Consider the following 10,529-nt stretch of genomic DNA (forward strand, 5'->3'; position numbering starts at 1 on the left):
GCCAGGCGCTCGACCACGTATTCAATACGGTGCGCGAGGCCGTGCGGGTCGCCGGATGCCAGCGCGCGGTGCTGGTGGGGCATAACGCGGCGTTCGATCTCGCCTTCCTTAATGCGGCGGTACGCCGCGTGGGGCACAAGCGCAACCCGTTCCACCCCTTCAGCTGCTTCGACACCGCCACCCTCGGCGGCCTGGCCTACGGCCAGACGGTGTTGAGCAAGGCGGTGCTGGCCGCCGGCCTCACCTTCGACACCCGCGAGGCCCATTCGGCCATCTACGACGCCCAGCGCACGGCGGAGCTGTTCTGCGAAATCGTCAATCGCTGGCGCCGCCTGGAGCTCGCGGAGCGCGAACAGGCCGCTCCGATCATCGCCTGAGCGATTTCGTAAGTTCCTAATATGACACCAGAATGGCGGGTGTCATGACTTTGAAACATTCAGTACGTCTCATTGCAACACGGCAGGGCTGGAATACAGCCCGGGCGGGCTTCGCCTGAAACTTTTTCCATCGAGGGGATTTCTCCGTGTTCACACGCAAACTCCGCATTGCCGCGCTGGTCGCCGCTTCGCTCTTCGGCATGTCCGCTGCGCAGGCCACCGACATCACCGGTGCCGGTTCGAGCTTCGTCTATCCCGTCCTCTCCAAGTGGTCGGCCAAGTACGCCGAGTCGACCGGTAACAAGATCAACTACCAATCTGTCGGTTCGGGCGCAGGCATCGCGCAGATCAAGGAAGGCACCATCGATTTCGGTGCCTCCGACGCCCCGATGAGCAGCGAAGACCTGACCAAGTTCGGTCTCGGCCAGTTCCCGAGCGTCGTGGGCGGCATCGTGCCGGTCGTGAACCTCCAAGGCGTCGAGACGGGCAAGCTGAAGCTCACCGGGCCGTTGCTCGCCGACATCTTCCTGGGCAAGATCGCCCGCTGGAGCGATCCGGCCATCGCCGCCCTGAACCCGGGCCTCAAGATTCCGGACGTCAAGGTCACCGTCGTGCACCGTTCGGACGGTTCGGGCACCTCGTTCAACTTCACCAACTACCTCTCGAAGGTCAGCCCGGAGTGGGCGTCGAAGGTGAAGTTCGGCACGGCCGTCGATTGGCCGACCGGCGTGGGCGGCAAGGGTAACGAGGGCGTCTCGCAATACGTCCGCCAGATCCCGGGCTCGATCGGCTACGTCGAATACGCCTACGCAACGAAGAACCATATCTCCTACGCGCAGATGCAGAACGCCGCAGGAAACTGGGTGGAACCGACCGCCGAAACCTTCGCCGCTGCCGCCGCCACAGCCGACTGGGCTTCCGCGAAGGACTTCAACCTGATCATGACGAACGCCTCTGGCGACCAGGCGTGGCCGATCACGGCGACCACCTGGATCATCATGTACAAGAAGTCGAAGAACCCGTCGCACACCAAGGTGGCCTTCGATTTCTTCAAGTACGCCTTCGAGAAGGGTAAGGAAGACGCCGCCGCGCTCAATTACGTCGCGCTGCCTGCCGCCCTGACCCAAAAGATCCAGGCCTACTGGGGTTCGGACTTCAAGTAAGCCATAACGATCCGACCGACCGGTGCAACACTCCGGTCCAGAGTATCGTCCAAGGGGGTCGCCGTCCCGCAGGGGGCGGCGACCCGTAGTTTGCCAAGGCCCGGGAAACAGCAGTCACCATGCATGCCACCGCCAGCAACGCCGTGACACCCCTCGAGCGGCCCGCCGAAGCCAGCCGCAGCACGAAGGACGCGCGCAACGACCGGATCTTCGGATGGGTCCTCAAGGCCTGCGCCCTGCTCGTCCTGCTTTCCCTGATCGGTGCCGCGGGCTCCACCCTCTGGCTTGGCCAGGACGCGTTCCGCACGTTCGGCTGGGGCTTCCTGACCAGTGCGGCCTGGGATCCCAGCAATGACCAGTACGGCGCGCTGGTGCCCATCATGGGTACCGTTGGCACCGCACTGATCGCGCTCGTGGTCGCCGTGCCGATCAGCTTCGGCATCGCCCTCTTTCTCACCGAGATCGCACCGCAATGGCTGCGCGGTCCGGTTGCCTCGGCCATCGAACTGCTGGCCGGCATTCCGTCGATCATCTACGGCATGTGGGGCCTCTTCATCTTTGCCCCCTTCGTCGCGACTTACATCAAGCCCTGGCTGATGAACAACTTCAGCGCGGAGCCGCCCGACGGGCAGGTGTCCTGGCTGGTGCAGCACGCGCCGTTCATCGCGAAGTTCTTCTCCAGCGAATATCCCTTCTTCGGCGCCGGCGTCCTTACTGCTGGCCTGGTGCTGGCGGTGATGATCATTCCGTTCATCTCCTCGGTGATGCGCGAGGTCTTCCAGACCGTACCCACGCGCCTCAAGGAATCGGCCTATGCGCTCGGTTCGAGCACCTGGGAAGTGGTCTGGGACATCGTGGTGCCCTATACCCGCACGGCCGTGATCGGCGGCGTGTTCCTCGGCCTCGGCCGCGCCCTGGGTGAAACCATGGCGGTCGCCTTTGTGCTCGGCAACACCTTCAAGTTCTCCCTCTCGTTCCTCGAGACCGGCAGTTCCATCGCTTCGACCATCGCCAACCAGTTCGGCGAGGCCCAAGGCCTGCAGCGCTCGGCGCTGATGGCCATCGCCTTCCTCCTGTTCGTGGTGACCTTCATCGTGCTGCTGATCGCGCGCCTCATGCTCCGTCGACTCGCCACGAAGGAGGGCAACTGATGTCCGCCTCGCTCTATACCAAGCGCCGCATCAAGAACATCGTCGCCATGGTGCTCAGCGTGGCCGCGACCGGCGTAGGCCTGCTCTTCCTGGCCTGGATCCTCTGGGAAACCCTCAGCCAGGGCATCGCCGCGCTGAAGCCGCAGCTGTTCACCAAGATCACCGCCTACCGCGAAGAAGGCGGTCTTGCCAATGCCATGGTGGGCAGCCTGATCCTGAACGTCCTCGGCATCCTCATCGCGACGCCGATCGGCGTCGCGGCGGGCACCTGGCTGGCGGAGTATTCCCGCCGCTCGCGCCTGGGGCCGACCATCCGCTTCCTCAACGACATCCTGCTCTCGGCACCGTCGATCGTGCTGGGCCTGTTCGTCTACACGATCGTGGTGCTGCCGTCGAAGTACCTGTCGAACGGCGATATCACCTTCTCCGGCATCGCCGGCGGCGTCGCCCTGGCCCTGATCGCCCTGCCCGTCATCGTCCGCACCACCGACGAAATGCTGCGCCTGGTGCCCGGAACGCTGCGCGAAGCGGCGCTTTCGCTCGGCGTGCCGCAGTGGAAGCTCACGACGCAGATCCTGATCCGCGCCGCGCGCTCAGGCATCGTCACCGGTGTGCTGCTGGCCCTGGCCCGCATCAGCGGCGAAACCGCCCCGCTGCTGTTCACGGCCTTCGGCAACAACTTCATGACGCTCAATCCGCTCGACAAGATGCCGAGCCTGCCGCAGATCATCTACGAGTACACCAAGGATCCGAGCCCCGACATCAACACCCTCGCCTGGGCCGGCGCCTTCGTCCTCACGATGTTCGTGCTCGCCCTCAGCCTGATCGCCCGTTTCACCCTCCGTTCCAAGGTGTCCCATGACTAACATGAACGAAGTCGCCTCCCAGCCCGGGTTCGGCACGTCGCCCCATGCCTCGGGCGTGGACCTTGGCCAGGTGCCGGCGAAGATGACGGCCCGGAACGTGAACTTCCATTACGGCGAGTTCCACGCGCTCAAGAACATCGGCATGGACGTGCCCGAGAAGCAGGTGACGGCGATCATCGGCCCGTCGGGCTGCGGCAAGTCCACGCTGCTGCGCATCTTCAACCGCATCTATGCGATCTACCCCAACCTGCGTGCCAGCGGCGAGATCATCCTCGACGGCGAGAACATCCTCGATCCGAAGTACTCGCTGAACCGCCTGCGCAGCAAGGTCGGCATGGTGTTCCAGAAGCCCGTGCCGTTCCCGATGACGATCTTCGAGAACGTGGCCTACGGCATCCGCCACCACGAGAAACTCTCCCGCGCGGACATGGAAAACCGCGTGGAGCAGGCGCTGCGCAGCGCTGCCCTCTGGGATGAGGTGAAGGACAAGCTGAAGCAGAGCGCGCTCGGTCTTTCCGGCGGCCAGCAGCAGCGTCTGTGCATCGCCCGCGGGATCGCCCTCAAGCCCGAGGTGCTGCTTCTCGACGAGCCGACCTCCGCGCTGGATCCCATCGCGACAAGCCGCATCGAGCAGCTGGTGGAAGAACTGAAGAGGGATTTCACGATCGTCATCGTGACCCACAACATGCAGCAGGCGGCGCGCTGCTCGGACATGACCGCCTTCATGTACATGGGCGAGCTGATCGAGTTCGACCGGACGGAAAAGATCTTCACCAAGCCGGACAAGAAACAGACCGAAGATTACATCACCGGCCGTTTCGGCTGAGCCCACCTTTCCGAGGTTAGCGATGAACACGACGCACCAGCACATCATCAAGAGCTACGACGACGAGTTGAAGCGCCTTACCGGCGAAATCGTCAAGATGGGCGAGCTCGCCGTCGCCCAGCTCGAAGCTGCCATCGACGTGGTCGAGCGCCGTGACGAGCGCGCGGCCCAGCGGGTGGTCGACAACGACGACGCCCTCGATGCGCTCGAACAGGAGATCAGCCAGGACGTGGTCCGCCTGCTCGCCCTGCGCGCGCCGATCGCGGGCGACCTCCGCAACGTCTTCGCCGCCCTGCGCATCGCCGCCGACATCGAGCGCATCGGCGATTACGCCGCCAACGTGGCAAAGCGCTCCATCCCGCTCAGCCGGGTGGCTCCCATCGCCGCGGCCGGCGGCCTGGCGAACCTCGCCGAGATCGCCGCCGAACAGCTGCGCAACGTACTGAAGGCTTACCACGAGCAGGATGCCGAAGCCGCCTACGAAGTGTGGAAGTCGGACGCGGATCTCGACGAAGCCTATACGGTGGTGTTTCGCGCACTCCTCACGTACATGATGGAAGACCCGCGCAACATCACGCCGTGCACGCATCTTCTGTTCATGGCCAAGAACATCGAACGCATCGGCGACCACGCGACCAACATCGCGGAAAACGTCTGGTTCGTCGTCCACGGCGAGCCGCTGGTGGCGCCGCGCACGAAGCGCGATACCACGGCGAACCCCGACTTCGACAAGTAAGCGGCACCCTGTAGGAGCGCGCCTGCGCGCGACAGCTTTTCGCCGCTGCCCCCAGGCTGGCGCGCCAGCCCAAAGGCATGGCCTCAAAAGATGTCGCGCGCAGGCGCGCTCCTACAATGCACCTGCGCGCGCGCCAGCCCAAAGGCACGGCCTCAAAAGATGTCGCGCGCAGGCGCGCTCCTACGGGCTCGTGGTCAGCTTGAGGCCGGCGATGCCGGCGACGATCAACGCCACGCACAGCAGCCGCAACGGCTGCGCCGACTCACCGAAGAGCAGGATGCCGAGCGTCACGGCACCTACAGCACCGATGCCGGTCCACACGGCGTAAGCCGTGCCGAGCGGCAGCTTCTTCGTCGCGATGGCGAGCAAAACGATGCTGACGATCATGGCAGCGCCGGTAAGCACGCTCGGCAGCAACTTCGTAAACCCTTCGGTGTATTTGAGCCCGACGGCCCAGGCGATCTCGAAGAGACCGGCAATCACGAGAACGGTCCAGTACATGGGAGGCAGCTCCGCAAAGGCGGGGTCGTCCCCGCGGAGATGATGCGCCACGTGGGGTCGTCCCCAGCGGCGGACCGGCCTTGCGCCGATCCGCCTCGCATTCTACAGCCCTTGTGTAACCTCTCGCTGATCGGCGCCTACGGAAGCGGACCCATGGCCGCCTTGCGCAGGCGCGCGCCACGTACGATCCCGTAGACGCTGATGAGGAACCAGGCCAGCTCCTGGATGAAGGCCGAAAGATTGAACGTGCCGAAGATCAACGACAACAGGATGCCGAAGGCGCCCAGCAGATTCATCACCTGGTAGGCGGAGCCCTGTCCCGAGAGCTTGTGCGCCTGGAGCAGGAAGAACGCCACCAGGACCAGGGTCACGCCGATGAGGCCCGCCCAGTCGTGCCAGAACATTTCACTCATCGCTTGCCTCCTCGCTGGCGCAATGCCTCGAACAGGACAATGCCCGTCGCCACGGAGACATTGAGGCTCTCCATGCTTCCGGGCATCGGGATCTTCGCCACGAAATCGCAGGTGTCCCGGGTGAGACGGCGCATGCCGTCGCCTTCGCTGCCCATCACCAGCGCGATCGGCCCCTTCAGGTCGATGTCGTAGATCGACTGTTCGGTATCGCCGTCGAGACCGGTGATCCAGACGCCTGCATCTTTCAGCAGTCGCAACGCCCGGGCGAGGTTGGTCGCCGCGATGACCGGCACGAGGTCCGCGCCGCCAGCCGACGCGCGGCGCACCGTGGGCGTGATGCCCACGGCGCGATCCTTCGGCACGACCACCGCGGTGACCTTTGCCGCCGCCGCGCTGCGCAGGCATGCACCGAGGTTGTGCGGGTCGGTCACGCCGTCCAGCACCAGCACCAGGGCATCCGGGCCGGCCGCTTCGAGCAGGGCGGGAAGATCGTTCTCGCCGCGCAGCGGCGGCGTCTCGTAACGCGCGATCACGCCCTGGTGGCGGGCCTCGCCGCCCAGCTTCTCCAGCTGTTCCTTGCCCACCGACTTCACGATCAGACCGAGCTTGCGCGCTTGCGCGGCAATCTCGACCACGCGCGCGTTCTTCGAGTTCTGCTCGATCACTACTTCACGGACACGATCCGGGTCGTTGGCGAGGGCGCCTTCGACCGGATTGATGCCGACGATCCAGGTCTCACTCATGGCTGCGGCTTGCTCCTGGGTCTGCGCGGCGCGCTCTTGGTCGCCGCTTTCGCGGGTGCACGCTTGGCCGGTGCCTGCTTGGCTACGGTCTTCTGTGCGCTGCCCTTTTTCGCCACGCCGTCCCTGCTCACGGAACCGCCCTGCGCATTACGCCGCGACGGCGCCCTGCCCCCGGCCTTCTCACCCTTCGGCGAATAGGAAGCGGGCTTGCGCGCGAACGAGGCCGACTCGGCTTCCGGGGCAGCCCTTCGTGCGGGCCGCGCATGTTGCTCCACGGCCGGCTCGACGGCAACCGGCTTCTTCGCCTTGCTGCCGAAGATCCGGCCGACGGCCTTCTTGGCGGCACGACCGATGGCCTTGCCCGCTGCGGCCATGCCCGACCGGGGTGCGGGCGCCGGGAGCGATGCGACCGACGGAAGCGGTTTCGGAAGCGAGGTGAGGCGCGCAACGAGGCGAAAATCGATTTTCCGGTCTTCAAGGCTCGCACGCAGCACCTGCACGCTCACATAGTCGCCGAGGCGGTAGCTTGCGCCGGTACGTTCGCCCGAAAGCAGGTGGCGTACCGGATCGAACTTGTAATAGTCGTTCGGCAACTGCGATACGTGGACGAGGCCCGACACGCGCGAAGCAGCCAGTTCCACGAACAGGCCAAACGAGGTGACGCCGGTGATCGTGCCGGCGAATTCCTCGCCCACATGCTTTTCCATCCAAGCGCACTTGAACCGCTCGTCGACATCGCGCTCCGCTTCCTCGGCACGACGTTCCCGCTGCGAGCAATGCACGGCCATCGAGGCCATCTGCGACTCGCTATAGTTGTAGTCGGCGGGCTTGCCCTTGGTGAGGGCATAACGAATGGCGCGATGGACGAGCAGGTCCGGATAGCGGCGGATCGGCGAGGTGAAATGCGCGTACGCATCCAGGGCCAGGCCGAAGTGACCCTGGTTCTCCGGATGGTAGACGGCCATGCTCTGCGCGCGCAGCAGGACGGACTGGATCAGTTCGGCCTCGGGACGGTCGTGGACCTTCTTCAACAGGGCGGAGAAGTCGGCCGGCGTCACCTCGTCGACCGGCGGCATCTTCAACTTGAACTCGCGCAGGAACTGCAGCAGGTCTTCGTACTTCTCGGCCGGCGGCGGTGCATGTACGCGATAGAGCGCGGGAATCTTCCGCTTGGAGAGGAACCGCGCCGCCTGCACGTTCGCAGCGATCATGCACTCCTCGATCAGCTTATGCGCATCGTTGCGGTCGGTGGCACCCATCGAGACGACGTCGCCCGACGGTGCCAGGCGGAACTTCACTTCCGGCGTCTCGAAATCGATGGCGCCGCGGCGCTTGCGCGCCTTGGCCATCGATTTGTAGAGGCGATGCAGCGTCTCGACCTGCGGCAGCACGTCGGCGATTTCTTGGCGCACGTCGGGATTGCGCTCGCCGACCGCCTGCCAGACCTTGTTGTAGGTAAGCCGTGCGTGCGAGTACATCACCGCTTCGTAGAACTTCGACCGCACCACCTCGCCTTCCTCGTCGATCTCCATGTCGCAGACCATGCACAGGCGATCGACCTTCGGATTCAGCGAGCAGATGCCGTTCGACAGGGTCTCGGGCAGCATCGGAACGACGAAGCCCGGGAAATACGTGGAGGTGCTGCGCTCGTAGCCTTCGACGTCCAGCGGCGTACCCACCGGCACGTAATGCGACACATCGGCGATGGCTACGATCAGGCGGAAGCCGCCGCCCTTGAGGGCCTCGGCGTAGACCGCGTCGTCGAAATCGCGGGCATCCTCGCCGTCGATCGTCACCAGCGGCAGCTTGCGGATGTCCACCCTGCCCTTGCGGTCCTCGGCCGTGACCTTGGGTTCCACTTCCTCGGCCTGACGGATGACCTGCGCCGGCCACTCATGCGGAAGATCGTGGCTGGCGATCGCCATTTCCACCACGAGCGACGGCTGCAGCCGCTCGCCGAGCACGGCGCGGATGGTGCCCAGTGGGCCGCGATGGGGCGTGGGCGGATCGGTGATCTCGGCAACGACGATCTCGCCGGAACGGGCGCCGGCGTCGCGTCCGGCCGGAATCATGATGTTCTGGTGCAGGCGCCGGTCGTCCGGCTCGACCAGGGTCACGCCGTTCTCGACCACCACGCGGCCGACCAGGCGCGGCGAACGCCGCTCCAGCACCTCCACGATGGCGCCCTGACGCCGGCCGCGCCGGTCGATGCCGACCACGCTGGCGAGCACCCTGTCGCCGTGCAGCACGCTGCGCATCTGCGACGGCGAAAGGTAGAGGTCGTCCCCGCCTTCGTCAGGGCGCAGGAAACCGTAGCCTTCGGCGTTGGCGATGACGCGCCCGGGGATGAGACTGAGTTTCTGCGCCGGCGCGTAGCCGCCGCGACGGTTCCTCAGCAGCTGGCCGTCCCGGACCATGGCGCCCAGGCGCCTGTCCAGGGCGGTGATCTCGTAATCGGTGAACAGGCGCAGCGCCCGGGCGATATCCTCGGCCATCAGCAGCTCGCCACGTTCCTCCAGCAGGGCGAGGATCGCCTCGCGGCTGGGAATCGGCTGGTCGTAGCGCTGGGCCTCGCGGTCGGCATGGGGGTCGGCCACCACGGCCGCCGGCATGCGGTCCTGGTACTTCGCCAGGGCCTTGTCGGGGCGGGTAGCGCCGGCTTTGCGAGGGCCGCGATCTGCGCCCGAGCCTTTCTTTTTCTTCGTCACTTAAGAACCTTTGAATGGGGACGTGAAATAGTTTCACATCCGGGGTGCGAAAACGTTGACAAGTTTCCCCGACCTACCTAATCTACGCGGCTCACGGGGCGGCAGCACAGCTTCGGGACACCTGCCCAGGTGGCGGAATTGGTAGACGCACTAGTTTCAGGTACTAGCGGGTAAAACCGTGGAGGTTCGAGTCCTCTCTTGGGCACCAATTATAGACGAAGCCCCGCAGCGATGCGGGGCTTCGTCGTTTCCGGGACTCACAGGTATCGCGCCGCGCACTTGGCGAGGCGCTGAGACCACGAGCGCGACGTCGTCTTATGACCACCTATCCGAACGGTTCGTCCTCCGGCCTCTCCCCTGAAGCCTCAGCATTCCTTGCGCAGGTCGTGGACTGCCGCGTTGCCATGGATCGCGCTGCGCGCGATACCGGGACCGTCGCCGACGAGCTCCGGCGTTACGCCAGGTTCGCGAAGCCAGGACAGCCTTCGGCCCATGTCGTGCAGCTTCGGCAACGACAGGCCGCGGTGCGCATAGAGTCGGCACGCGCCAAGCAGGCGTTTCTGCAGGCAGCCCAGGGATTCATGCGCGCAGCAGGGCTGGCGTTGCCTCCGCGTGTTTCGCTGGAATCGTTCGTGCTGGGGTGGATTGATCGACGCTCGAAAGACGCGGCATCTTGATTCGATCAGCAACGCTTCAATTCCTTCCAGTCCTGTCCCACTTCAGTAACAGGATGGCGAAGAAGGCGACGGAGCGCGGTGTATGCCCGCACTTGCTGAAACGGCGGAACTTGCGTCGTGAGGGGCGATGGTCGTGACCATCGCCCCTCTGTGAGGCTAGTACGCTGAAGGCACAAGCTATCGAAGCTACAAGCCTTGGCGAAGCACCTCGATGTGCCAGCGTTGCTCGGCGCTCACCGGACCAAATCGCCGCCACTCTTCGGGAAGGTCCAGGGTGCGGCTGCCGTTCGGCGCAGGTTGCATGTCGATGCCGGGGCGCGGTGCATTGGGATAGTTCGTCCACGGCTCGATGGGCGCCCCATACGGAT

12 protein-coding genes and 1 tRNA gene are annotated in these 10,529 nt (G+C 65.0%); 8 read left to right on the forward strand and 5 right to left on the reverse strand.

The window, feature by feature from the left end:
- The 6 genes from ACR9ZH_RS17935 to phoU form a co-directional block, all read left to right on the forward strand.
- A partial coding sequence (locus tag ACR9ZH_RS17935; protein WP_481292125.1) for an exonuclease domain-containing protein occupies positions 1 to 377 on the forward strand: 377 nt, incomplete at its 5' end.
- A gap of 146 nt (positions 378 to 523) precedes the next feature.
- A complete protein-coding gene (pstS, locus tag ACR9ZH_RS17940) occupies positions 524 to 1,540 on the forward strand; it encodes a phosphate ABC transporter substrate-binding protein PstS (protein ID WP_481292126.1) in 1,017 nt (338 codons plus the stop codon).
- Between the two features lie 119 nt (positions 1,541 to 1,659).
- Positions 1,660 to 2,691, forward strand: coding sequence for a phosphate ABC transporter permease subunit PstC (gene pstC, locus ACR9ZH_RS17945; protein WP_481292127.1), 1,032 nt, complete (start codon positions 1,660 to 1,662; stop codon positions 2,689 to 2,691).
- Positions 2,691 to 3,557: a phosphate ABC transporter permease PstA gene (gene pstA / locus ACR9ZH_RS17950; RefSeq protein ID WP_481292128.1), complete on the forward strand. Its 867-nt coding sequence runs from the start codon at positions 2,691 to 2,693 to the stop codon at positions 3,555 to 3,557. The genes pstC and pstA overlap by 1 nt, the downstream gene beginning before the upstream one ends.
- Positions 3,558 to 3,639: 82 nt before the next feature.
- Positions 3,640 to 4,383, forward strand: coding sequence for a phosphate ABC transporter ATP-binding protein PstB (gene pstB / locus ACR9ZH_RS17955; protein WP_481292135.1), 744 nt, complete (start codon positions 3,640 to 3,642; stop codon positions 4,381 to 4,383).
- A gap of 22 nt (positions 4,384 to 4,405) precedes the next feature.
- Entirely contained in the window at positions 4,406 to 5,119 is a 714-nt protein-coding gene (gene phoU, locus ACR9ZH_RS17960) for a phosphate signaling complex protein PhoU (protein WP_481292129.1), read from the forward strand.
- 180 nt (positions 5,120 to 5,299) lie between these two features.
- On the opposite strand, the gene sugE is transcribed toward phoU, so the two are convergent.
- The 4 genes from sugE to rnr form a co-directional block, all read right to left on the reverse strand.
- Complete coding sequence (gene sugE / locus ACR9ZH_RS17965) at positions 5,300 to 5,620, reverse strand: quaternary ammonium compound efflux SMR transporter SugE (RefSeq protein ID WP_481292130.1); 321 nt, start codon at positions 5,618 to 5,620, stop codon at positions 5,300 to 5,302.
- 137 nt (positions 5,621 to 5,757) lie between these two features.
- Positions 5,758 to 6,033 carry a CBU_0592 family membrane protein gene (locus ACR9ZH_RS17970; protein ID WP_481292131.1) on the reverse strand — a complete coding sequence of 92 codons (276 nt, stop codon included), beginning with the start codon at positions 6,031 to 6,033 and terminating at the stop codon, positions 5,758 to 5,760.
- Positions 6,030 to 6,776 carry a 23S rRNA (guanosine(2251)-2'-O)-methyltransferase RlmB gene (rlmB, locus tag ACR9ZH_RS17975; protein ID WP_481292132.1) on the reverse strand — a complete coding sequence of 249 codons (747 nt, stop codon included), beginning with the start codon at positions 6,774 to 6,776 and terminating at the stop codon, positions 6,030 to 6,032. Before rlmB ends, ACR9ZH_RS17970 begins: the two co-directional genes overlap by 4 nt.
- A complete protein-coding gene (gene rnr / locus ACR9ZH_RS17980) occupies positions 6,773 to 9,388 on the reverse strand; it encodes a ribonuclease R (RefSeq protein ID WP_481292136.1) in 2,616 nt (871 codons plus the stop codon). Before rnr ends, rlmB begins: the two co-directional genes overlap by 4 nt.
- 219 nt (positions 9,389 to 9,607) lie before the next feature.
- Here rnr and ACR9ZH_RS17985 point away from each other — a divergent pair.
- A tRNA-Leu gene (locus ACR9ZH_RS17985) sits at positions 9,608 to 9,692 on the forward strand.
- A 109-nt stretch (positions 9,693 to 9,801) separates the two neighbouring features.
- Positions 9,802 to 10,161, forward strand: coding sequence for a hypothetical protein (locus tag ACR9ZH_RS17990; RefSeq protein WP_481292133.1), 360 nt, complete (start codon positions 9,802 to 9,804; stop codon positions 10,159 to 10,161).
- A gap of 186 nt (positions 10,162 to 10,347) precedes the next feature.
- On the opposite strand, the gene ACR9ZH_RS17995 is transcribed toward ACR9ZH_RS17990, so the two are convergent.
- Positions 10,348 to 10,529, reverse strand: a 182-nt coding sequence (locus ACR9ZH_RS17995; protein WP_481292134.1) for a hypothetical protein, incomplete at its 5' end; no start/stop codon positions are given.

It is taken from the genome of Luteibacter sp. SVR4-7G (genome assembly GCF_056755555.1).